The sequence below is a fragment of the Williamsoniiplasma luminosum genome (assembly GCF_002803985.1).
Classification (GTDB): domain Bacteria; phylum Bacillota_I; class Bacilli_A; order Mycoplasmatales; family Mycoplasmataceae; genus Williamsoniiplasma; species Williamsoniiplasma luminosum.
On the sequence record NZ_CP024963.1, the window covers coordinates 305,533 to 331,603 of the forward strand.

The 26,071-nt window shown below is 30.4% G+C and carries 20 protein-coding genes; 19 read left to right on the plus strand and 1 reads right to left on the minus strand.

The window, feature by feature from the left end; all coding sequences use genetic code 4:
- Window positions 1-11: 11 nt before the first annotated feature.
- From prfA to pepF, 18 genes are all read left to right on the plus strand, one after another.
- On the plus strand, window positions 12-1,106 hold the full coding sequence (prfA, locus tag ELUMI_RS01285; protein ID WP_025734480.1) for a peptide chain release factor 1: 1,095 nt from the start codon (window positions 12-14) through the stop codon (window positions 1,104-1,106).
- Complete coding sequence (prmC, locus tag ELUMI_RS01290; protein WP_025734481.1) at window positions 1,106-1,936, plus strand: peptide chain release factor N(5)-glutamine methyltransferase; 831 nt, start codon at window positions 1,106-1,108, stop codon at window positions 1,934-1,936. The genes prfA and prmC overlap by 1 nt, the downstream gene beginning before the upstream one ends.
- 9 nt (window positions 1,937-1,945) lie before the next feature.
- The gene (locus tag ELUMI_RS01295) at window positions 1,946-3,391 is read left to right on the plus strand and encodes a hypothetical protein (RefSeq protein WP_025734482.1); all 1,446 of its coding nucleotides are present in this window, start codon (window positions 1,946-1,948) and stop codon (window positions 3,389-3,391) included.
- On the plus strand, window positions 3,381-3,881 hold the full coding sequence (locus ELUMI_RS01300) for an L-threonylcarbamoyladenylate synthase (RefSeq protein ID WP_025734483.1): 501 nt from the start codon (window positions 3,381-3,383) through the stop codon (window positions 3,879-3,881). Before ELUMI_RS01295 ends, ELUMI_RS01300 begins: the two co-directional genes overlap by 11 nt.
- A complete protein-coding gene (locus ELUMI_RS01305; protein WP_025734484.1) occupies window positions 3,881-4,576 on the plus strand; it encodes a hypothetical protein in 696 nt (231 codons plus the stop codon). The genes ELUMI_RS01300 and ELUMI_RS01305 overlap by 1 nt, the downstream gene beginning before the upstream one ends.
- Before the next feature lie 79 nt (window positions 4,577-4,655).
- Window positions 4,656-5,558 carry a hypothetical protein gene (locus tag ELUMI_RS01310; protein WP_025734485.1) on the plus strand — a complete coding sequence of 301 codons (903 nt, stop codon included), beginning with the start codon at window positions 4,656-4,658 and terminating at the stop codon, window positions 5,556-5,558.
- A 49-nt stretch (window positions 5,559-5,607) separates the two neighbouring features.
- Window positions 5,608-6,297: a hypothetical protein gene (locus tag ELUMI_RS01315; RefSeq protein ID WP_025734486.1), complete on the plus strand. Its 690-nt coding sequence runs from the start codon at window positions 5,608-5,610 to the stop codon at window positions 6,295-6,297.
- A complete protein-coding gene (gene cls / locus ELUMI_RS01320) occupies window positions 6,297-7,838 on the plus strand; it encodes a cardiolipin synthase (RefSeq protein ID WP_025734487.1) in 1,542 nt (513 codons plus the stop codon). Before ELUMI_RS01315 ends, cls begins: the two co-directional genes overlap by 1 nt.
- Window positions 7,839-7,880: 42 nt before the next feature.
- A complete protein-coding gene (locus ELUMI_RS01325; protein WP_025734488.1) occupies window positions 7,881-8,861 on the plus strand; it encodes a hypothetical protein in 981 nt (326 codons plus the stop codon).
- 211 nt (window positions 8,862-9,072) lie between these two features.
- Window positions 9,073-9,483, plus strand: a complete 411-nt coding sequence (gene rpsL / locus ELUMI_RS01330) for a 30S ribosomal protein S12 (protein ID WP_035018922.1) — start codon at window positions 9,073-9,075, stop codon at window positions 9,481-9,483.
- Window positions 9,484-9,546: 63 nt separating this feature from the next.
- Window positions 9,547-10,014 carry a 30S ribosomal protein S7 gene (gene rpsG, locus ELUMI_RS01335; RefSeq protein ID WP_025734490.1) on the plus strand — a complete coding sequence of 156 codons (468 nt, stop codon included), beginning with the start codon at window positions 9,547-9,549 and terminating at the stop codon, window positions 10,012-10,014.
- A 14-nt stretch (window positions 10,015-10,028) separates the two neighbouring features.
- Window positions 10,029-12,104 (plus strand): elongation factor G, encoded by a 2,076-nt coding sequence (gene fusA / locus ELUMI_RS01340; protein ID WP_025734491.1) that lies wholly within the window; start codon window positions 10,029-10,031, stop codon window positions 12,102-12,104.
- A gap of 143 nt (window positions 12,105-12,247) precedes the next feature.
- Window positions 12,248-13,435 carry an elongation factor Tu gene (gene tuf / locus ELUMI_RS01345; protein WP_025734492.1) on the plus strand — a complete coding sequence of 396 codons (1,188 nt, stop codon included), beginning with the start codon at window positions 12,248-12,250 and terminating at the stop codon, window positions 13,433-13,435.
- Window positions 13,436-13,666: 231 nt separating this feature from the next.
- Complete coding sequence (locus tag ELUMI_RS01350; protein ID WP_025734493.1) at window positions 13,667-17,224, plus strand: ABC transporter permease; 3,558 nt, start codon at window positions 13,667-13,669, stop codon at window positions 17,222-17,224.
- Between the two features lie 61 nt (window positions 17,225-17,285).
- Window positions 17,286-18,635 carry a M17 family metallopeptidase gene (locus tag ELUMI_RS01355; protein ID WP_025734494.1) on the plus strand — a complete coding sequence of 450 codons (1,350 nt, stop codon included), beginning with the start codon at window positions 17,286-17,288 and terminating at the stop codon, window positions 18,633-18,635.
- Between the two features lie 494 nt (window positions 18,636-19,129).
- Window positions 19,130-19,822, plus strand: a complete 693-nt coding sequence (locus ELUMI_RS01360; protein ID WP_025734495.1) for a hypothetical protein — start codon at window positions 19,130-19,132, stop codon at window positions 19,820-19,822.
- Entirely contained in the window at window positions 19,809-20,432 is a 624-nt protein-coding gene (locus ELUMI_RS01365; RefSeq protein ID WP_025734496.1) for a DsbA family oxidoreductase, read from the plus strand. The genes ELUMI_RS01360 and ELUMI_RS01365 overlap by 14 nt, the downstream gene beginning before the upstream one ends.
- The gene (gene pepF / locus ELUMI_RS01370; protein ID WP_025734497.1) at window positions 20,432-22,225 is read left to right on the plus strand and encodes an oligoendopeptidase F; all 1,794 of its coding nucleotides are present in this window, start codon (window positions 20,432-20,434) and stop codon (window positions 22,223-22,225) included. The genes ELUMI_RS01365 and pepF overlap by 1 nt, the downstream gene beginning before the upstream one ends.
- Window positions 22,226-22,264: 39 nt before the next feature.
- On the opposite strand, the gene ELUMI_RS01375 is transcribed toward pepF, so the two are convergent.
- Entirely contained in the window at window positions 22,265-23,143 is an 879-nt protein-coding gene (locus ELUMI_RS01375) for an HAD-IIB family hydrolase (protein WP_025734498.1), read from the minus strand.
- Between the two features lie 221 nt (window positions 23,144-23,364).
- Between ELUMI_RS01375 and alaS the strand changes: the two genes are divergently transcribed.
- Window positions 23,365-26,052: an alanine--tRNA ligase gene (gene alaS / locus ELUMI_RS01380; protein ID WP_025734499.1), complete on the plus strand. Its 2,688-nt coding sequence runs from the start codon at window positions 23,365-23,367 to the stop codon at window positions 26,050-26,052.
- Window positions 26,053-26,071: the final 19 nt, after the last annotated feature.

Sequence of the window (26,071 nt, forward strand, 5' to 3'; positions counted from 1 at the left end):
AAGGGGATAAAATGAATCCAAAAACTCTCGAAGCTTTAGAAACCATGGAAAAAAGAATCAATAAAATTGATTTAGATTTACAAGATGAAAACATCACTTCAGATATTAAAAAATTAACAGAATTAAATAAAGAGAGATCTACTCTAGAAGATGTTGTTGCCAAATTTCAAGAATACAAAAAAGCTTTAGTTGCGATCAAAGAGGCTAAAGAAATTTTTAACATTGAAAAAGATCAAGAAATGATCGAACTTGCCAAAATGGATCTTCAAGAAAATGAAGAAATCATTGAAAAATTAGTTCCAGAAATTGAACAAATGTTAATTCCCAAAGATCCAAATGATGATAAAAATGTAATTATCGAAATCCGTGGTGCAGCTGGTGGAGATGAAGGAAACATTTTTGCTGGTGACCTTTTTAAAATGTACAAATTATATTGTGAAAAAGCTGGTTGAAAAATGAATATTATGGAAGCTTCAATTTCTGAAGCTGGAGGATATTCACAAATCGTTTTTATGGTTAAAGGTGATGGAGTATATTCAAAATTAAAATTTGAATCAGGAGCTCATCGTGTTCAACGTGTGCCCAAAACCGAAGCAAAAGGTCGAATCCAAACTTCAACAGCAACTGTTGCGGTTCTTCCTGAAATGAGTGATGTAGAAATAAACATTAAACCAATTGATTTAAGAATTGATACATACCGATCATCTGGGGCTGGAGGTCAACATGTTAACACCACTGATTCAGCTGTCAGAATTACTCACTTACCAACAGGAATTGTGGCGTCAAGTCAAGATGGACGTAGTCAACTTGATAATAAAGAAACTGCAATGAAAATGTTGCGTGCCAAAGTTTACGAAGCAGAAGTTGAAAAACAACAATCAGTTGCTGATGCAACAAGAAAAAATGCAGTTGGAACTGGAGCGAGATCTGAAAAAATCAGAACTTATAATTATCCTCAAAATCGTGTTACTGACCATAGAGTCAACTTATCATTAAATAAATTAGATCAAGTAATGGAGGGAAATATTGATGAGTTTATTATTAGTTTAATTAACCACCATCAATTAGAACAAGTTGCTCAAAGACTTGAAGAGGAAGCTAATTAATGACAATTCACCAAGCATATTTAGAATTGAAAAAGCATATTTTGAATCAATCAGAAATTTATGAAATCTTAGAATATCTAACCGGACATAAATATGATTGATTAATTTGTCATCAAGACAAATTAATTGAAAATATATCTAAATATGAAAGTGTGATTGAAGCATTAAAACAATTCGTTCCTGTTGCTTATATTGTTAACAACAAAAGATTTTACGGCATCGACTTTTTTGTTGATCAGCGTGTTTTGATTCCGAGAATCGAAACAGAATTAGTTGTTGAACAAGCTTTGAAATGATTAAATAATCAAAATAATAAAGTCATAATTGATCTTTGCACAGGCAGTGGGAATATCGGTATCACGTTAAATCATCTAACAAATAATTCAACTTATTTATTAGATCTTTCAGACCAAGCTTTGGAAGTTTGCAAAATTAATCTAGCAAAAATTCAAGCGACAAAAATTCAGATTTTGCAAGGTGATTTTTTAGAACCATTATTGGAAAACCAAATCAAAGGTGATTTAATTGTTTGCAATCCACCATATATTGATTTTCAAGATGCAAATGTTGGTTTTTCAACCAAATACGAACCACAAAACGCACTGTTTGCTGATGAAAAAGGTCTTAAATTTTACAAAGAAATGTTTTTAAATTTCCCAAAAATTATTAAGGATATTAATAATTTTTGTCTAATTATGGAATTTGGTTTTGAACAAAAAACGGCAATTGAAAAACTTTATACTGAATTTGTCACAGATAAAAATTTTAACCATGAGTTTTTAAAAGACAATTCAAATAATTGAAGATGTATAATGATTACAAATATTTAAGGAGGAAAAATGCAAAAGAGAAATCATAATTTTGGTTCAAAATTTAAATTAAATTGAAAAATAAAAGATCCAAATGAAAATGTAATTAAAAAAAATGCGTTTCTTTACAAAATTTCTGCTTTAGTCCTTTTTCTTTTTACCATTTTATATTCATTAACCTTTCTTTTTATTTTTATTGTTGCAAATGATAAACATTTGCATGTTTATTTTGAATATTTAAATAGTTTAACCAAGGAAGGTTTTATCATGCCTTCATTTAATGATGTCTGAGGAACACTTATTTCCTCACTTGTTTTTTTTGGGATTTCTCTTGTTTTAATTTTTTTATATAAACCAATCGTCACTTCCAATTCAATTACATTAACCAAGCAATCAATTTATATCAAAGCCACAGCAACATTTTTGATGGTTTCGTTTTTATTAACTTCTTTATCACAATACCACTATGCAAATTATGCCGCCTTCATTAAATTAGAATTAGCAACTGAAGCTAATGAAAATTTTACAGCTGCTTTAAAAAGCGTTGGACCCCATTTGAGTTTTTCATGAAAAACTCCATCGATTGTCTGATGGGTTTTGTTTGTTCAAATTATTATCCTTTTTTCAATCATTTTATTTTTAGAAAATGCCATTTCGAGAAAAGAAAATATTGTTGGGATTGAAAAATATATTGAATATAATTTGAAAACATCAAAAAGTTTTGCTGGTTCAAAAATTATTGAAAAAATGAATAAATTTTTCAAACCAACAACAAGAAATATTTCAATTTGAGCACTAGTGATTGTTGGTTTGATTTTGTTACCTAATTTTATCTATACAATTTTAATTTCTAATTCATCGACCAAAATGGGTGCGCTTATTCAATGATCGTATAATTTACCGAATTTGTTAAAAGATTTTAAAGGAATTGATCTGTTATATGCAAATTTATTGGGTGATAAATATTCATTGGCATATTTTGCATTAAATTCATTACCGATCATTATTATCGGAATTACATTTTCCACAACATTTTTCTTCTTGTCAATTATTGTCCGTAGTGAAAAACAAATTTCAGACAATGTTTTCATTTTACAAAATGTTGTTTTAGCCTTTGAAACTTTATTCCTCTTAATTCTTATGTTGGTTATCAAATTTGAAGTTAATAATTTAGCCAACATTTGAAAAACTGAAGGTGCAAAATTCGAAGAAGGACTTAGAGGATTAATGCAAGCAAAAGATTTTCAAGAAATCACAACAATGTTCCATTGAGATGCCATCCAAGATGTAATTAGAACCAATAAAATTGAATGATTTTCACAAAACGGGATCATTGCAGAAACTATAATTAGTTTTGCATTTGCAGGATCAACCTTCACAGGTATCGGTATCGGGTTAGTGAAAAATATCAAAATCCATCGAGCATTTTTCAAATTGCAAAAAGAAATAGAAGGGGATGAAGAATATGCTTACTAAGGAACAAATCGCCAAAGCTGTTGCAAATTTAAAAGACAACAAAATTATTATTTTACCAACAGACACCATTTATGGTTTATCAAGTATTGTCAACATAACAAACAAAATCCGAATTAATGAATTAAAAAAAGCTGACAAAAACAAGGAATTAATTACTTTATTTTCCAAATACAAACAACTTAAAAACGTTGTCAAAATTGATAAAGAGATTAAAAAATTTATCAAAACTCATCAAAATACAACAATAATCTTAAAAACGCAAAATGGGACCATTGCACTGCGTAGACCTAAAAGAAAAGATTTAAATAAAATCATTAATCAAGTTGGATTGATCTATTCAACTTCGGTTAATACGCATGGAGCAGCGCCCTTATTTTCTCAATTTGAATTAAAAACTTTTCATAAAACAGTTAATCTTTATTTTGATCGAGAATATAATGCAACACCTTCTCGAATTTTTGATTGAGAAAATAAGGTTTGAGTAAGATAGTGGCAATTAATATACATGACATTAATAATGCGGTTGTTTATGATGAAAAAACGTTTAAATATTTGTTAAAAAACCCGAAGCAACTAGAAAATCATCATTTAAAAATCATTGAACCGTTTTTGGCAGAAGAAGTGATCGAGATTCCAACAATTTCAGGTCTTTTAAATGAAGTTTACCCTTTTATTGAAAAACGCAATCCAGATTTAATCGAAACATTAATCCAACGAACACAAGAAATTAATAAACTTGTATCTTTGGCAATCAATAATAAAAAAGGTTTCGAACTTACTTTTACCCCAATTGATGATAAAGATAAATTTATTAATAACTTAGCAAAATCAATCATTTATGACATTAATAAATTAATTTACAAATTTAATATTTCCCATATTTGAGCTAATAAAACCTTTATTAATCTTGATATAAACCAGATTTTCATGGGTACAATTCCAATTATTGCCACAAATAAAAAGGAATGATTTTTAATTAATTATAAAACTAGTCGTAGTGGCTATAATCAAAAATACGCTGCAGAATTAACTTTGCAAAAGCTTTTATTTGAGTCAAATACCAAATTTAAAATTGCAAAAACTATCTTATTAAACCCTCGAGCAGAAAGAGCAATGATCGAAACCCAAACTATTTCGAACTATGAAAAAATTAAACTCGAAAAATTAATGTACAATTTGAATTAGTGGAAAAACGTGTGTTTTTTAGTAGTTGATTTTTCCAATGCTAAAGATTACAATAACCACATAGCCAGAGGAAAACGAGATGGAAAAATTTGAATTGATCTATGATTATAGAGATAACAAACATTATAATGTTGAATTGTTAAATTTAATGAAGAGAGAAGGCGCTAAATCAACATTCGAAGATTGAATGGTTAGATACCAATGAGATGATAATTATGTGCCTTTTGCCTTAGTTAATCATAAAGGTGATATTGTTGCCAATGTTGGAGTGATGAAAATGAGTGTTTTCGTTGGAAACACTCGATATAAAGGAATTCAATTAATTAGTTTGCTTGTCAGAGATTCATATAAGAATCAAGATGTGGAATCAATTCTTTTGAATATGATTGTGAATAAATTTGAAAATGTCGTTGATGCGATTTATTCTTTTGACGAAGACATCAATGAATTCTTACAAGATTTCCCTCATTTTGACAAAATTGAAGAATTTATTTATAGCAAAAAATGAGATCCTGAAAAAGCATCAAGTGGTGTGATTGTCAAAAAAATGGATCTTTCAAACAGCAAAGAATTTGATTTGCTATATCACGAAATTAAACATACAACTAGAGTGTCCCCAATTATAGCCACTAGTGGAGATGTTTCAATTAAATTATTTAATATTTTAAAATATTATGATCGAAACGTTTATCACGTCCCATCAAAAGATGCGTTCGTTATTTTTACAAATATCGATAATGTTTTTAGAATCGTTTCAATATATTCTAAATCACAATGTGATTTACAAGAATTGTTGAATATTTTAGTACCCAAAGGAACTACTAGAGTTGAGTTTGGATTTATTCCCGGACCAATCATTACAGACATGGATATAATTCCCAATACTGAAGGAAACAAAAAAAATAAAATTTTCCTTCGTGATATTTCAGCAGGTGTTGATAAATCTAAAATATTCTTTCCAACACTATCTCGAGGAAGATAAAAAATAAGTTTAAAAACTTATTTTTTGTGGTTTATAGAAGGGGGAAATAATGAAAATATTTTCACTTAAAAAATTCTTTCAAAATATACAATTTAAGCTTTTCTTAGAAGAATGAGAAATTGATTCTAAGAAATTTTCGTATGCGTCAGAAGTGGATAAAAAAAATATTATTCTAAGAAATATGAATGCTTTATTGAAAATTGCTAAATTGGATAATGATGAATTTATTACCAATATGAACATTATTCGTCTGCTTTCAACCCAGTTATATTACGTTTCAAACAGCGCTTTAGATGCTGAAACTCAACTCCAATTAAATGAAAGAATTACTGATTTACTGAATGAATTAAATTTGGTTATGACAACTGAAAATTTAGAGCAAAAAGTGATTCAGGACTATGCTTTTTCAGAGGATCAAATTCAAAAATATTTTAACTATAATCAACTATATTCTTTAATTGCAAATGCTTTTGCAGCCCCTTTTATTCAAGAAGAAAACTACTATTTATACTATGAATACGCCTATTATTTATCAATGTATTTAAATTTACATTACTTTTCAAACGTTCAAAATATCAATCCTGATTTTAATGTTTTTCTTGCAAAATTATCGACTCAAACCAACATGGTTAGTGCAATTCAAACGATTAATCCAGTTAAATTTAATGATTTAATTATCAAAAATAACAAGTGAATTGGTGCGATAAGATTCAAAAAAATGAACAAGGAGAACCAATAATGAAAAAATCCCTAGTAGCAATCAGCTCTTTAATTTTTATGCTTTCAACCTTAATTGCGGTCGTGGTAATTCTATCAATCTTTACATCAATAGAAGCTTTATGACTTCTATTTGGGCTAGAAATGGCATCTGTTGCTTGAGCTTTTGTTGTTTTATTAAATCCAAAAAGAAGAATCGAAACTAGACTTAGATGAGCTTTATTTATCACTTTCATTCCTGTAATTGGGCTTGGTTCATATTTATTTTTTGGAAGAATTTATCGATATAAAATTGGTCGAGAATATAAATTTAAAAACTTTGCAGATTTCAAATCTACTTCAAAAGAAAGCCTAGAAAAAGAAATCATTAAACCAATAATTGATGTGGAAATTCCACAATTTAAACGTGCATTTATAATGCCTTTAAACCAACAACATCAAATCATTTATAAAAATTCAAACACAGAATTCTTTCCAAATGGAGCCAAAGCTTGAATGCAAATTTTACAAGATGTTAGTTGTGCTAAAGAATATATTTTGATCAATATGTACATTGTTGCTGATGGTGAACTTTTCAGAAATTTATTGAATATTTTTAAACAAAAAATCAGTGAAGGTGTAAGGATATATATTCTTTATGATTTTATCGGATCTTATGGAAGGATCTCCAAAAAAAACATTGAAGAATTGACTAACATGGGGATTCATATCGTGTCTTATTCACCTGTTCGTTTTCCATTCATGGATTGGAAAACCAACTATCGTGATCATAGAAAAGACATTTCTATTGATGGTGAAATTGGTTATGTTGGTGGTGTAAATATTGCTGATGAATACATCAATCAAAACAAAAATTTTGGTTATTGAAATGATTCAATGGTTAGAATTGTTGGCGAAGGAGTTCAAGGCATTGAAAAGGTTTTTGTCTCTGATTGAATGTTTGTAACGCAAAAATCAATTATTGATATTGAACCAAACATTGGTAAAAAAAATATTTCAAAACACAATGAATCAAACAATTTAACCCAGATCGTTACAACTGGACCTAATCACGAATCACCAATGCATTTTGATCTCTTGTTAAATTTAATTCAAAGTGCGCAAAAAAGAATTTGATTACAAACTCCCTATTTTATTCCTCCGATTGAAATGATCAAAGCAATTGCTTCAGCTGCAAAATCAGGGATCGATGTGAGATTAGTTTTACCGGGCATGTCAGATAAAAGATTCCTCTTAGATATTTCTAAAAAATGAACTGATGATTTGTTTAAAGCAGGGGTAAAAATTTACTCAATTCACAACACTTTTAATCACACAAAAGCATTTCTATTTGATGATCAAGTTGCGTTACTAGGTTCAACCAATTTAGATTACCGAGCACTTTTTTCAAATCAAGAAACAATGGCTTTGATTAAATCAGGAACCTTTAATTCGCAGTTGACTCATCGATTTGAAAAAGACTTTTCGTTGTCAAAACTATACACTGAAAAACCCTCACAAAATTGAAATAAATTTTATAAAGCATGAATTATGACTTTGAATGTTATCGAACCATTGTTATAATATGCAATAAAAAAGTTTATAATAAAAAAAGAGGTGAAAAAGATGGTTAAAGAATTCGATGTAGAGTTTGGAATTAAAAACATATATCCTACAATCAAAACAGAAATTCATAAAGATGAAAAAATTATTGGAAGTATAATTACAAGAAAGGTTGAAATTGCTGAAGCAACTTCAATCAAATATATAGAATTAGTGTTAACTGATTCGAATATTTGATTTTTTGAAAAAGAAATGGACAACCCTGATAGTAAAGTTGAATTTGAAAAATTTGATATTAGAGATGTGAAGATGATTTCGATTGAAAAAAGTAAATCCAATCAAGAACTGGCAATCCTTAATGTCGTTGTTAAGGGCAAAGCTTTTGTTTTAGATACCATTCAAAAAACATTGGCAGAAGATTTTGTGAGCACAATGAAAAAAAATATTCTGAAAACTCACAATGATCAAGAACATTATAAATTTACTGATTTAAATGAAGAAAAATTAGAAAATTTTGACAATTTAACAATTGAAAAAACAACAATCAAAAGAGTTAAAGAAAATGTCATTGCCAAATTCTTCTTCAACTATACTTCAATCCTTAAAAGTGTTCCAACTTTAGAAGTTCTGTTCATTATTTCCTCTCTTATTTGATGAATCGGTGATGTTATTTTCCTGGCATTAATCGGACGTCCAACAATCACCCCAACAAATGCAGCATACTACTCAATTGGAGTAATTATGTTAATCACTAGTCTTTTTAATGGCTTGGTTTTAGCAGCACATTTGATGAATTTTATTGAAAAAAATAAAATTCATAAACAAATGAAAAAAGGTTTAATTTTAATCATCTTTGATATCTTATTATTTTCAACAAGTATTATGATGTTGGCACAAGCAAAACCAATCATTTTAGTAGCATTTCTAACTATCGATATGGTTTTAATTATTGCAATTTGTTTTTGAGTTGGAATTGATTTAACTCAAAATATTTTGGAACTTAAAAACCAAAATCATCACAACCAACAAGTAAATAAAGAATAATAAAACTTATTTAAATCTCGTAACTACAAACAATAGTTACGAGATTTTTTGATCATTCTAAACACCCAAATACGCCCGATAATCCTTCAAAATTTAATGTAAAAGATAAAAAAGATTTAGTTTAAAAAATATTTATCATTTTCATAAAAATTGTATATAATATTAATTGTGTGAGTTCGATACACACGGATAAGTGAAAGGGGGAAATACAATGCCTACAATTAACCAATTAGTAAAAACTAATCGTAAAGCCAAAACATGAAAAACTAAAGCGCCAGCCTTAAACCGCGGTGTAAACAGTTTAAAAAAGAAAGTAACTAAAGTTTCTTCACCACAAAAACGTGGAGTATGTACTCGTGTTGCTACTATGACACCTAAAAAACCTAACTCAGCGTTACGTAAATATGCTCGTGTTAGATTAACAAACGGAATGGAAGTGAATGCTTACATTCCAGGAGAAGGACATAACTTACAAGAACACTCAGTTGTTTTAATTCGTGGAGGTCGTGTTAAGGATTTACCTGGGGTACGTTACCATATTATTCGTGGTACATTAGATACTCAATCAGTTGCAAAACGTAAACAAGGTCGTTCATTATACGGAACTAAACGTCCAAAATAAAAACAATAAAAAATCAAGATTTGTGTTCAACACAAATCAAAATATGAAAGGAGAATTACAACCATGCGTAAAAATCAAGCAATAAAAAGAGACGTTTTATCAGATCCAATTTATAACTCAAAATTAGTTACAAAAACAATTAACAAAATTATGTTAGATGGTAAAAGAGGAACAGCTCAAACAATTATTTATACAGCATTTGATATTATCAAAGAAAAAACTGGTCAAGAACCAATCGATGTTTTTAACAAAGCAATCGATAACATTCAACCACACTTAGAACTTAAAGTTCGTCGTATTGGGGGAGCTAACTACCAAGTTCCAGTTGAAGTTTCAAATGAAAGAAGAATTACATTAGCGTTACGTTGATTAATTAACTATGCTCGTTTAAGAAACGAAAAAACAATGGAAATTAAATTAGCAAACGAAATTATTGATGCATCAAATAATATGGGTGGATCAGTTAAAAAACGTGAAGATACACATAAAATGGCAGAAGCAAACAAAGCGTTTGCTCACTACCGTTGATAATAGAGAGGAAAATTATGGCAAGAGAATTTCAATTAAAGGATACTCGTAACTTTGGAATTATGGCGCACATTGATGCTGGTAAAACAACAACAACTGAGCGTATCTTATTCCATACAGGGAAAATTCATAAAATTGGTGAAACTCATGAAGGAGCTTCACAAATGGATTGAATGGCACAAGAACAAGAACGTGGAATTACAATTACATCTGCTGCAACGACTGCGTTTTGAAAACACAATCGTTTCAACATCATCGATACTCCTGGTCACGTTGACTTCACAGTTGAAGTTGAACGTTCATTAAGAGTTTTAGATGGAGCTGTGGCTGTTTTAGATGGTCAGTCAGGGGTTGAACCTCAAACTGAAACTGTTTGAAGACAAGCGACAACTTACCGTGTTCCAAGAATTGTTTTTGTTAACAAAATGGACAAAACTGGAGCTGATTTTGAATATTCAGTTAAATCGATCGGAGATCGATTGGGAGCAAAAGCTTCACCAATCCAATTACCAATCGGGGCTGAAGAAAACTTCACAGGGATCATTGATCTTGTGGAAATGAAAGCTTATCACTACGATGGTGGTGCTGACGAAGTCGCAACACCAATCGAAATTCCAGCTGATATGTTAGAACATGCAAAAGAATTGCGTGGTCACTTAGTAGAAGCTGCAGTTGAATATGATGAAGAATTAATGATGAAATTTTTAGATGGAGTTGAAATTACAATTCCTGAATTAAAATCAGCAATTCGTAAAGGAGTTATTAGTGCTAACTTCTTCCCAGTTTTAGCTGGATCAGCTTTCAAAAACAAAGGGGTTAAATTATTGTTAGATGCAGTGATTGACTACCTTCCATCACCACTTGATGTTCCTTCAATTAAAGGGATGTTATTAGATGGAACTGAAGATGAAAGACATTCAACAGACAACGAACCTTTCTCAGCTTTAGCTTTTAAAGTGATGACTGACCCATTTGTTGGGAAGTTAACATTCTTTAGAGTTTATTCAGGGATTTTGGAAAAAGGAAGTTATGTTTTAAACTCAACTAAAAACCAAAAAGAACGTATTGGACGTATTTTACAAATGCATGCCAACAACCGTACTGAAATTGAAATCGTTTATGCTGGAGATATCGCTGCTGCTGTTGGGTTGAAAAACACAACCACTGGAGATACTTTATCAGACGAGAAAAAACCAATTATCTTGGAATCAATGATTTTCCCAGAACCAGTTATTCAATTAGCTTTAGAACCAAAAACTAAAGCTGACCAAGAAAAAATGGGAATTGCTTTAAACAAACTTTCAGAAGAAGATCCAACTTTCAGAACTTATACAGATGAAGAAACTGGACAAACTATTATTGCTGGAATGGGTGAATTACACTTAGATATTATTGTTGACCGTATGCGTCGTGAATTCCACGTTGAAACCAACGTTGGAGCACCTCAAGTGTCATACCGTGAAACAATTAAATTACCAGCAAAAGGTGAAGGTAAGTACATTAAACAATCTGGTGGACGTGGATCATATGGTCACGTTGTGATTGAATTTGAACCAAACCATGATAAAGGATTCGAATGAATCGACAAAATTACTGGTGGACGTGTTTCAAAAGAATATATCAATGCAGCTCGTGCTGGATTAGAAAACACACTAAACAACGGAATTATTGCTGGATACCCAATGATTGATGTTAAAGCAACAATTATTGATGGATCAATGCATGATGTCGATTCAAACGAAATGGCTTATAAAATTGCTGCTTCATTTGCTTTAAAAGAAGCAGCTAAAAAAATGAACCCTGTGCTTTTAGAACCAATTATGAACGTTGAAGTAACTATTCCTGATGAATATTACGGAGATGTAATGGGTAACATTTCATCAAAACGTGGATTAATTGAAGGTTCAGAACAACGTGGAAACGCTCAAACTGTGAAATCAAAAGTCCCATTAACAGAAATGTTCGGGTACGCAACAGAGTTGCGTTCATTCACACAAGGTCGTGGAAACTACACAATGATTTTTTCTCACTATGCAGAAGCACCAAAATCAATCGCAGAAGAAATTATCAAAAAATCAGGTAAAAAAGATTAGTTTAAAACTAGTCACTATATAGCAAAAATCTGAAAAAAAGATTAAGATAATATAGTAAAAAATAAACGTCCCTACGGGGGCCAAAAGATGTTAGAAAGTAAATTTAATATCGCTATTTATGAAAAAACAAGGAGAAATTTAAAATGGCAAAAGAAGCATTTGACCGTAGTTTACCCCATGTTAACGTTGGAACTATTGGACACGTTGACCACGGGAAAACTACTTTAACAGCAGCAATTACAAAAGTATTAGCAGCTGAAGGTGGAGCAGAATTCAAAGATTACGCAAACATTGATAACGCTCCAGAAGAAAGAGAACGTGGAATTACAATTAATACTTCACACGTTGAATATAAAACAAAAAATCGTCACTACGCGCACGTTGACTGTCCAGGACATGCTGACTACGTTAAAAACATGATTACAGGAGCAGCCCAAATGGATGGAGCAATCTTAGTTGTTGCTGCAACTGATGGACCAATGCCTCAAACTCGTGAACATATCTTATTGTCACGTCAAGTTGGAGTGCCTTGCATGGTTGTTTTCTTAAACAAATGTGACATGGTTCAAGATGAAGAACTAATCGACTTAGTTGAAATGGAAGTTCGTGATCTATTAACTGCTTATGAATTTGATGGAGATAACACACCAGTTATCCGTGGATCAGCTTTAGGAGCATTAAATGGTGAAGACAAATGAGTGAAAGCTGTTCAAGACTTAATGGCAGCTGTTGATTCATTCATCCCAACTCCAGAAAGAGACTCATCAAAACCTTTCCTAATGCCTGTTGAAGACGTATTTACAATCACAGGACGTGGAACTGTTGCAACAGGACGTGTTGAACGTGGAACTGTTAAAGTTAACGAAGAAGTTGAAATCGTTGGATTACACCCTCAAGCACACAAAACAGTTGTTACTGGATTAGAAATGTTCAGAAAATTGTTAGACTTTGCTGAAGCTGGAGATAACGTTGGAGTATTATTACGTGGAGTTGATAGAAATTCTATCGAACGTGGACAAGTTCTTGCCAAAATTGGAACTATTAAACCACACACAAAATTAAAAGCTTCAGTTTATGCTTTAACTTCAGAAGAAGGTGGACGTCACAAACCGTTCTTTAACAAATACCGTCCTCAGTTCTACTTCCGTACAACTGACGTGACTGGAGAAGTTACATTAACAAAAGGTGTTGACATGGTTATGCCTGGAGATAACGTGGAAATGGAAATTGAATTAATTAAACCAGTTGCCATTGAACAAGGAACTAAATTCTCAATCCGTGAAGGTGGAAGAACTATTGGAGCCGGAACTGTTATTGGAATCGAAAACTAATTAACTATTTTTAGACAATATTAAAAAACAACTTTTGCAAGTTGTTTTTTTCTTTTTTTATGAATTTTGTATATGATTGAGGTAAAGGAGGGTAATTGGTCTTAAAAAAGGCAAAAAAAGTTTATCAAATGAGTAAAATTAACATTTGATAATTCTTTTTTAGATTATTTGTTGCTTAATAGAAAAAATACTATATCTTTTTATTGTGAGCAAAACAAAGGTACTAAAGTTATGAAATTAAAACTATTTTTTAAACAATCTTTAAAAGACTTCATAACGCGTTGACCGCTTTATTTAGTTTTTAACTTATTTTTCATAGTAGCAACTTCACTTGCTTTAGGTTTACTTGTGTTTAGTGCAACTTTTACCAAAGATATTAGTCAAACTATGGGCTTGGACAGATACCCCAATGCAAGATTTATTACTCAAAAATATTTAGTTCAATATGAAGGTGAAAAACCACTAGAAGATAGATATAAAAACTTATTTATTCAACAAGAACAAGCAGGATTACCCGTCTATAATTTTTATTGAGACACAATTAAAGAGGTTGAAAATCCAGGAATTGATGAAAAAATATTTACTGGAGTCATCAATGATCTTTATAAATATTTTGCTTATTTTGAAGGTGATATTTATCGCTGAGATCCGAGTAGAATGATCACAAATTCTTATTTGCAAACACTTCCGACATTGCGACACATTATAAGCAAAGGAGAGTTAAAAATGATTAATCTCTATGTTTCTAAAATTCAAAGTGTTTTTAGATCACAATTTCGAGTTAATAATATTCAAACCGCTTTTATTCTTGATAAATACGTCAAACAAAATCCTGAACAACAAGATTTTGCTTTTCAGTTTGAAAGAACATGAAAAAGTAAAGTTGCAATTGCTAATGTGGATCAAAATTTCAGTGCTGAAATTTTGACAACAACACCTTGAATGGGCGATCTTTATAAAGGTTATTATGGTGACGAAACTAGTGAATTATTGGATGTAGATAAAACCGCCACAATACCTAACTATAAGTTATTTCATGAAAATTATTTAAACTATACCAATTACATTCAATGGGTTAATTTAAATGCTGAACAAAATAAAGACTATCTAAATAAAGCTAGTCCAAAGTTTGGTCATTTCTTCTATACTCAACCAAAAACTAAGGAAGATTTAAATTTAAAAATTGGGAACATTTATAATGTTACGGTAAATAATAAAACAGAAACTAAATCTTATCCTTTACTTTTTGCTGGGACTAATATGGATGCAAGCAATGTGTGACATAGAACAGGTTCTTCTCAATTGTATATGCCAGTGCAAATGATTGATAAAATGTTTTATGAAACTTTTCACAATGAAGAGAGTCCGCTTACAAATTTAGAACAATATAATTTTTATTCAAAAAATTTTAACCCTGATCAATTTCCATTAAAATTTTGAAAGGAAAATAGCATCGAAACTGGGCAAAAATATTTTTCACAATGATTCCAAAATAACATGATGAAAAAGGTAGATTGACGTCCTGAACCCAATTTACAAATTTCTACTTATTGAGAAAAACATGAAACTTTTACAAATGTGACACTAACATTAAAAATATTTCTTTCACTTGCAATCATCATTGTTATCTTTGTTTTGGCTTTATTATTTTTAATTTTCTTCTTCATCAGTCAACAAATCATTTTACTTCAACAAAGACATTTGTTCTTTTTAAAATCTTTAGGAATCAACAATTGGGAATTATCGCTTCTGACAACACTCTCATTTTTAGTTCCGATTATAATTGGTTTTGTCTTAAGTATTCTTGGTTCATTTTGAATTAAAAATATTTTCATGAATATAACATATGAAAACTTGAACTTCTATCACGATTTTTTTGCAACCGATCTTGTCTCAATCTTGGTTTCAATGGGTTTAATTTTAATTAATGTTGTTGCTTTCTTTGTGATCAATATTTTCATTATCAATTCTAAAGTTTTGAAAATATCTGGAATGGGTGTGGCCAAAACCTTACCTAAATTTCAAGTTCATTTGAAATATACAGTGCGAAAATTGAATAGTAAAACCAGAATTGGTTTGGCATTTGCGTTTAAAAATATTTATAAGAATATAGTTTCTTATGTGATTTTAACCTTGGCTTTTACTGTTATTCTCTTTTCATTTCAATTTCAAAGATCGATGGGGATGTCAATTAAAACTTATGAAAATTGAAACAGTCCTTATCAATCAATAAAATTTAATCGTTCAATGCCTGTTTATGCCTATGCTCTCGATCGAGCAAGAACAAACGATGCTTTTGTCAAAGCATATGATGTGATTGATGTTAATGAATTAAAACAGGAAGATGCCTTGGATGATAAATTTTGAGCACAAGATTTGCCACAAAAAGCACAAACATTAAACTCAGAAATGAATGGTAAGTACATTCCTAAAAAAACCATTATTAACATTGTTGACAAAATAATCAAAAACCCTAGTTATGAAAATGACATCACTAAAAAGATGAAGGAATTAGAAGATTTGACCAAAACACCAGGTTTAAGTATTTCAGTCAATATGATGTTAAATAAATTGGTTGACATTAAACAAAGAATTCCGACATTTGATGGAATTAATATTGTCTTTGGAAAGATTGTTGGTCAAAAGCGTGCCCCCACAATTAGTGAGGGCAAACAAATTGGTATTTTTACCACAAATGCAACTGATCCAAAAATTGGAATTGGTTTAAATATTGTTGCATTTGAAAATGATAATGATTCAAAAGAACGCTTTTATTATGATTCTAATTTTGCAAAAAATACCAGAGAATTAATAGGTTATAGAAGTAATGTTCTAAACAGAGCTCCTCGACCAAGTCTTTTGGTAAATATTTCTAAGCATTATGCTGATTTTGCACATTTAAAACCAGGTGATCAATTTAATATCAACTTAGAAGGCCTACCAGCAATTATCAAACGCTCAATCTCAACAAGAACAAATTATGATAATCTCAATTCATTAAGTTTGAAAGTTAATAAAATTATCACCCAAGACACATATATGTTATCGGTTTACTTGCCGCAATCTAATCTGTTTAAATACCTTTCAATAATCAATTCCAAAGATCCGACTTTGGGATTATTGTATGATCACACATTCAGAAAAATGATTGATAACAACAATCCAATATATGTAACAAATTCCTTTTTCTCACAAAATAAAACCCCAATGCAACTTGAATATTTAACATTCCCGATTGCCAATTATGATAGTGGGACACCTGGCTCATCAATTAGTGATTATTTCAAAAATTCACATAGCAAAATAATCCAATATTTGAATAATATGGAATCAGATGTTTTATTATTTAATATAGTCACAAAAAGACTCGAAACCCTAACCCAACCTTTTGCTGGAATTATGAGAAATACGATTTTACTGACAACGGCAATTGCGGTCACAATTTCGATGATTATTACAATTCTGGCCTTATTGGAAAATAGAGAAACCATTTTACTTCTTAAAACCATGGGGTATAAAAGAAAAGAGGTTCTGAAATATTTAGTAAGTGGATATTTAATATCGGCCTTTTTAGCTTTGGCCACAAGTATTCTACTTTCATGAATTCTAATTAATATTGCTTCCACACTGATGATTCAAAATCTCGATTTGGCAATTCCATTTGTTTGAAATCTCCCATTCATTTTGATTTGAGCAGGACTAATTATTGGGTTCTCATCTTTGGTGATTATTTCAATTATTATCTATACTAAAAAACAATTACCGCGAAATGCGTTAGCTGTTTTATAACCATTTTAAAAATGGTGTTTTTAAAATGTTATAATAAAAATCAATGAAGGAGAAATTAAAAATGATTAATTTAAATGCAAAACAAGAAGAAGTTACATTAGTAGCGGTAACCGAAACAAATCTTCCAAAATTTGTTTCAAAAGAAGATGCAAGCACGACTTTGATTAGTAGTGAGGCAAAAATTTACATGGTTTTAAACGCCAAAACCAATGATCGTCGTAAGCAATTAAAAAAAGCTTTCGCAAATTTTGTTGCAACAAATAAAGTGAATCTAAATATTGATTTAGATTCAATTATAGCAATTGCAAAAGATTTAGATCCAAAAATTGTGTTCAACACAATTTTTGAAACTATTGATTTTGTAAGTTTCAAATCGTTTTCTTTAAAAGAAAAACAAGAAGAAAGCAAAATTGTTTACAATCTTTTAACAAAACACGATTTCCAAAAAGAACATGCAATTGAAGTGATTAAAACTGAAATGACAAACTATGCCAGAGTTTTACAAGACACTCCACCAAACATTGGAACATCAGTTTACTTTGCTAAAAAAATTGTTGATGATGCGAAAAAAATTGCTGGAATCAATGCCAAAATTCTTGGAGTTAAAGAAGCTAAAGAATTGGGAATGGGATTATTCTTGGGTGTTAATGCTGGATCAAACGTTGAAGGACAAGTTGTGGTTTTAGAATACACAAGTGATGCCAAATTACCAAAAACAGCACTTGTTGGAAAAGGAATTACATTTGACTCTGGAGGTTATAATTTAAAACCAGCACAATTTATGGATGGTATGAAATTTGATATGTCTGGGGCAGCAATTATGTTAACAACTGTGATGGCTTTAGCAAAAGCTAAAGCCAAAGCAAATGTTGTTGCGATTGGAATGTTTACTGATAACCGTATTGGTGGAAACGCGACTTTAACTGAATCAGTTTTAACTTCAATGAATGGTAAAACTGTTCAAATCGACAACACAGATGCTGAAGGAAGATTAGTTTTAGCTGATGGAATTACTTATGCAGTTCGTGAACAAAAAGCTGATCGTGTGATTGATTTAGCAACTCTAACTGGGGCAATTACCATTGCATTAGGTCATTGATTTACTGGAGCATTTTCAAAAAATGACGAACTATATGCTGAAGCTGAAAAAGCAGCTAAAGTTGCTGGTGAAGGTTTATGAAGATTACCATTGATTGATGAACATTTAGAAATGATGCAAAAAACTCCAATTGCTGATTTAACTAATGCAGAAAAAGGCAGAGAAGCTGGTAGTTCAACTGCTGCTGCTTTCTTGAATGTGTTTGCTGAAGAAAAACCATTCCTTCATTTAGATATTGCCGGAACTGCTGATCGTGATGGTCGTGGTAATGCAATCATGTTAAAAACATTATTTGAAATGTTAAATAAATAAGCATTTATTAATTCAAAAATTTAATTAATTCTCTCGAAAAACAAACCCGTTTTTCGAGAGATTTTTTATTTCATTGACCTTTAAAAAAGAAATAATGTTTTTGAGCGTCAAAACGATTTTTGTAAAAAAGAAAGCATATAATATTTTTAAATAGTTATGACTTTTAACTGGTAAAACTAAATCTCATAACTATGAGAGGAGAGAAAAAATGTTAAACAATAGTGAGTCAAAAATTTGTGGTTTATGCAAAAAAGTTCATGAAAAACATGAAACTAAATGTGCTAATTCAAACAAAACAACTGACGATAAAAAGAAACATTAACTAAATAATACTAATCATATAATAATTTTTAATTAATAATTTTGTGGCTTAAACCAATCAATAAAGGTAAATTGACTGGTTTGAGCTGCTTTTTGTTATGCCCTAAATTTGTACCTTTTGACTATGATTGGGTTTTGTTTGATAAAATATATAAAATGAAGGAGGCAATATTATGAAATTAGCAACATGAACTCTATACAATGCTAAAAAAATGCGTAGTGTAGATGACAAGGTGATTTTGGAGGGGAGTTTTCCATTTTTATTAGTCAGGCCAGATCCGAATAAACCCAATCAACATTTGGGGTTAGGAATTGAAGCAAAATATTTTGCTTCAATTGTTTCAGATTTGATTAATCGTGAAATGCCTAGTCAAATGCTTTACGATGTTTTCAAAAATAAATTAGGAATTGTTGAGACCAAGGATTTAGACGTTTTATCAGTCAAAAAACAATCTTGATCAGACAAACCAATCAATGCCTCAAACATTCAAAATTTGATCAATATTTTTAACATTTTAGTCAAAACTGAATCAATCAAGTTTGATTCAGAAGAATTTTCATCAATTGAAAAAATCAAAGCTGAACAAAAAGATCCATTTATGGAATTCAATATTAAAACAATGCCGATGCAAAGAATTGTTAATGCAATCAATGTTGGCCTACCAGACTTTTACAAAAAATTAAAAGATTTAACTCAAGATATGCCAAATGAAACAAGAATAACCAAAGTGAATTCTTTTTCAATTTTACAAACTAATTTAATTCTTTTTTTTGAAGAAGCAACTAAACGAATGGAACAATTGATTCAGGAACAAAATAAAATAATTGATGAATTAGAAAAGAAGGATAAAAATGATAAAAAATAGAATACAGTTATGAATAGATTTTAATTCTCCCCTTGCCTATTTGATGTTTAAAAACCTCAACAAAGCACTTTTAAGTTTAAAGAATAAAAAATTTGAGGTTGAATATAAAACCTTTCAAGTTGACCCAGATTTTGATAATACCAAAGATTATGAAATTTCACGTTTTCAAAATAATGTGGAAAATGCTAAAAAAGTTTTAGAAAAACCAAAGATTAAAACAATGCTTAAAACCCATGCGATTCATATAAATTTTGATGATATTAAACCAGCCAACACATTAGAAGCGCATCGATTAATGCACGCTTATAAAGATAATGAATTTCAAACAGACATTATTAATGTCATTTTTCTCGCCAACTTTATTCATGGTTTAGATATTTCCGAAGTTCAAACACTTATTAAAATCACAGCTCAAATTGATGATATCAATCCTAGAACCATTAGAAATATGTATGGGACTAATAAATTTCTGAGTGATATTACAGCGGATGAATCATTGGCAATTGAACACGATATTGAACAAGTTCCTTATATAATTTTTCCAAACGAAACAGCGGTTCAAGGGATTCTATCAGTTCAAGAAATCATCAAAGAATTAGAGAATTTATAATGAAAAGAAAAGAAGCTACCCAAGAATATAAATGAGATTTTAGTCACTTATACAAGAACCACGATGAATGAAAAAAAGACTTAAATTTGCTTGTGGATAAAACCCAAAAATATCAAGATTTTAAAAACAAATTAAATCAAAAAGAAGTTTTCTTTGAATACTTAAGATTAGAAGAAGAGCTTGATTTTTTGGTAAATAAAATGAGTATTTATCTGCATTATGCAGATACTGATGCAACTGACCAAAGCTTTCAAGAACTTGAAGGATTGATCGCTCATGAATATCAAAAAATTTCTGTTGCAACATCTTTTATTGCCCCAGAATTTAAAGAAATTGGTGAAACAACAATTATGAACTTTTTAAATTCTGATCCAAAATATTATCCACATATTTATGGCTTTAAGAAATTTTTTGAAGAAGCTAAACACTTATTGAATGCTCATGATGAAGAGTTATTATCAAAAGTCGGTCGAAGTATGGGGGCAGTGCACCCGATTTATGATAGTTTAAGCACTGCTGATAAACATGATGAAAAAATTGTTTACAAAGGCAAAAAACAAATTCTAACACAAAGTTTGCTGACTGAAATTTATGAAGATACTGACCCAATTCAAGACCAACAATTAAGAATTAAAGCTTCGAAATTATATAGTAAAAATTATGTTGATCGCAAGCATTCATTCACAGCAATTTATGAAGGAATTTTACAAGGCAGTGTTGAAGACGTGCAATTAAGAGGGTATGAGTCGACTTTGCAAGCGAGTTTAAGTGGAGATTCTGTCCCAGTTGATATTTACTTAAAATTACTAGAAATTGGAAAAAAATATAATCAACCTTTTAAAAATTATTTCCAGTTAGTTAAAAATTATTTCCAATTGGAAAAATTTTATGTGACTGATCGTTCATTGAAACTGGTTGAAGATTACAAAAGCAACTTTAGTGTTGAACAAGCAAAAGTGATCATTAAAGAAGCGTTATCAATCATGGGAAAAGATTATCTTCAAGCCTTAGAAGTTGCTTGATCAAATAATAAAATTGATTATTATGAAGATACTAATAAGCGCCATGGTGCTTATTCATCTGGGGGTTCTGGATTAGATCCAATAATTTTGATGAATTGAGATGATAAGTTAGGTTCAGTGAATACATTAGCACATGAAATTGGGCACTCTGTGCACACGATTTTTGCAGACCAAAATCAACCTTACCCGTTAAATGATTATCCAATTATTTTAGCTGAAGTGGCATCAACGATTAATGAACATTTATTGTTTGATTACATGTTTAAAAACGCCAAAAATAGACAAGAAAAAATTTATTTATTACAACACCGAATTCAAGATCTTTTAGGAACATTCACAACGCAAATTCAATATTCCGCTTTTGAATATCAAGCTCATAAACTGGTGGAAAATGGCCAACCATTAACAGCTGATATTTTAGGAAAACTATTTGTTAAAACCCAACAAGAATATGGTCATGATGTGTTTGATCAAAAACCCAATTCCAAAGGAATTGGTTATGGATGACCTTATATTTCGCATTTTTTCCATTCTCCGTATTATGTTTATAAATATGCGATTGATGTTGTTGCCAGTTACAAATTATATACAGATATTAAATCTGGAAACATCGAAACAACCTTGAACTTTTTAAAGGCTGGAGGGCATAAAGAACCAATGAAAATTATGTATGATTCAGGCATTGATTTCACCAAAGAAGAAACATACTTACCTTTAATCCGAGCTTTAGAAGAACACATTGAAGAGTTAACAATCTTGCTCAAAAAATAGCTTATTTAAAATGCAAACCACTTGGTTTGCATTTTTCAATTAGTATTCTTCACCTTTTAATAAACGTTGAATGTAGTCCCCGACTCCACCATCATCATTGGTTTTGTGAGTAATTCCGTTGGCGATAAATTTTAAAGTTGAAGCCCCGTTTTGCATCGCGATTCCAACCCCGACTTTTCTTAACATTTCAAAGTCATTCAATTGATCTCCAAAAGCAATTACATCACGAATGTCTTTATTATAATATTGAGCCAAAATTTCAGCGGCAAATCCTTTATCAACATTTTTATTAGTTAAGGTAATAATTGGTTCTTTATCAACTGATTTAATTCCATATAAAACATCACTTTGAATTTTAACTGCATCTTGGAATTTAGCTAAACTTCGAATCACGCGATGGAGGTATTTTTCTCCTTTTAATTTTAAAACAATATTTGTTGAAGATCCCTTTCAAAATTCTCAAGGGTTTCCCACAATTAAACTATCAATGCCGATTTCTTCAATTTCGTTGAGATGGAAAAAGTTTTCTAGATTTTCATCTTTTTTTCAAATTAAAACTCTATCATAACTTTCAAGCATGATGTTTTCAATTGATTTATTAATTGTTTCGTCATTTAAAATTTCCATAATAATTTCATAATTAATCGGAAAAACAAGACGTTTAAATTCTCTTTTAATTGGATCAGAAATATGAGCTCCATCAAAATTAGTTAATAATGTATTGAGTTTTAATTCATTATAATATTGGATGGCTGCACGAACAGGTCTTCCTGTGACAATACAAACAATATGCCCTTCTTCTTGAGCTTTAATTAAAGCTTGTTTGGTTTTGGGATGTAATGTTTTTCCATCGTTTTTTAAGGCAGTCCCATCCAAGTCAACCAAAATTAATCTCTTTTTTGTTGAATCAATCTTCATAAATTCTCCTCACTAAAAATTTATCTTCATAAATTTAGGTATCAAAATATTATTGTTAAATAATAGTAGCAATATAAAAATTATACTAAAACTTTCACATTTTTTAAAAAATGTGAAAAAACTGCCTAGTTTATAAAATTATTAACATTTATGTTCAATGATTTGAAAGACAAATAAGGTAAAATATTACTTAATATACACAATAATTTTAAAGGAGAAAAATGAAAAAATTATCATCAAATGAAATTAGAAAAATGTGAGTTGACTTCTTTCAAGCCAAAGAACATCATTTTTTAGCCCCGGTTTCCTTAATTCCGGTTGAAGACCCATCATTGCTATGAATTAATTCCGGAGTAGCAACTTTGAAACCATATTTTGATGGACGTAAAACTCCTCCATCACCACGTCTAACTAATTCTCAAAAAGCCATCCGAACAAATGACATTGAAAATGTCGGGGTGACTGCTCGTCACCAAACTTTGTTTGAAATGCTTGGTAATTTTTCAATTGGTGATTATTTTAAAAAAGAAGCAATTGAATTTGGTTGAGAATTATTAACTAGTAAAGATTGATTTGATTTAGATCCAGAAAAACTATACATCACTGTTTTTAATGAAGATGAAGAAGCTTACAAGATTTGAACTGAAATCATCGGGATTAAACCTGATCATATTTTCCCTGGGGGAAGAGATACTAATTTTTGAGATGTTGGACAAGGACCATGTGGACCAAACACAGAAATTTTTTATGACCGTGGAGTCAAATGAGATCCACAAAATCTTGGCACTAAATTGTTAAGTGAAGATATTGAAAACGATCGTTATATCGAAATTTGAAACATTGTTTTTTCTCAATTTAATAATGATGGGAATAATAACTATACTGAATTGCCAAGAAAAAATATTGATACTGGTGCTGGTTTAGAGCGCATTGTGTCAATTTTTCAAGATACACCAACTAACTTTGAAACCGACATTTTCTTTCCAACAATTAAGGCAATTGAAAAATTGACTAAGCATAATTTTCAATATTCAATTGAAAATTATGACAATCCAAACCCCAAACAAACAAGAATTAATACTGCTTTTAAAGTAATCGCTGACCACATTAGAGCAATTAGTTTTGCGATTGCAGATGGGGTGTTTCCAGGAAATAAAGATCGTGGATATATTATCCGTCGTTTAATTCGTCGTAGTTCAATTTATGGAAAAGAATTAGGAATTAACAATGCTTTTTTATATCAACTAGTTGATGAAGTGATTAAAAGTATGGGTGAATTTTATCCATATTTAATGAATAAAAAACCAATTATTGTCGAAACAATTAAGAATGAAGAGAACAAGTTTTTACAAACCTTGTCTAAAGGTTATGAATTGCTAGAAGAAATGATTCAAAAAGAAGGCAAAGTGAGCGCTGCTAATGCAATGCTCTTGTTTGAATCATTTGGGTTTCCGATTGAACAAACAATCGAACTTGCTCAAAATAGTCAGGTGGCAGTTGATTTAGAAGGGTTTAATAATTTATTAAATCAAGCCAAAGATAAAGCTAGAAATGCTCGTAAAGAAGTTCAAGCATGAGATAAACAAAATGAACTATTTACCAAAATGGATGTTAAATCAAAATTCACTGGTTGAGAAGAATTAACTCACAAAAATGCTAAAATTATTTTTATGTTTGTTGATGAAAAAGAAGTTGAAGAATTGACTGATACAACTGGATATTTAATTTTGGATCAAACACCATTTTATGCTGAAAAAGGTGGACAAGCAGCTGATCATGGAATCATTCAAGGCTTAAAAGGAGTTGGGACGGTTGATGATGTTCAACAAGGACCACAAGGTCAAAATATTCACCGTGTAACTGTTGAAGGAACATTAAGCATCAATGATTTGGTTGATGCAAGTGTGGATAAAAATAAACGTGTTTACACAATGAAAAACCACTCTGGAACCCATATGGTGCACTCTGCTTTAAGAGCAGTTTTGGGGGATTTGGTAATGCAATCAGGATCATATAATGATGAACATGGTTTGCGTATGGACTTTACTTTTAATCGTAATATTACACCTGAAGAGTTACATCAAACTCAAGTTTTAGTTAATCAAAAAATCAAAGAAGCAATTAAACGTGAAGTGCATTTTGTGAGCATGCAAGAAGCTGTTGAAAAACATCATGCTTTAGCCTTTTTTGCTGAAAAATATGATGAAATTGTCAGAGTTGTTCAATTCGGTGATTTTTCATCAGAACTTTGTGGAGGAACACATGTTGACAGCACCAGTGATATTGAAGATTTTGTGATCACAGGAATTGAATCTAAAGGAAGCGGATTATTTCGTATTAAATGTTTAACTTCTTTTGTTGGAGTGCAAAATTATTATGATGAAATTTGAAATGAACAACTTGCAACTGCTCAAATTAACATGGACAAATATGAGCAATTAAAACCAATTCAAAGTTCGCCCAAAATTGAAAAAATGTTTAATGAAATTAAACATTTTAAAATGACCAGAGACAATGTTCAAGAGTTAAAAATACTTGGTCAAGAATTCCAACTTGAAGTTTATTTATTTGAAAAACAAGTTGCTCTAAAAAATACTAACGCTAAATTAAATGCTTATAAAAACTTAAAACCAAGTTTGAATGATCAAGGAGTTAATCAAATTAAGATTAATGCCAATGATTTAAACATGCAAGAATTAAAAATTCTAGCTGATGAATTAAGAAACACTTTTGATGATGTAATCGTCATTTTATTGAGTGAATCTGATCAAGGTAATTTCATTGTGGTTGCAGTTAGTGAAAAATTACAAGGGCAATATCCAGCCATTGAAGTGTTCAAAAACATGCCAGGAATTAGAACCAAAGGTGGAGGAAATCACAATCTTGCCCAAGGTAAATTTGAGAAATAGACAATGTTTGATTTGTCTT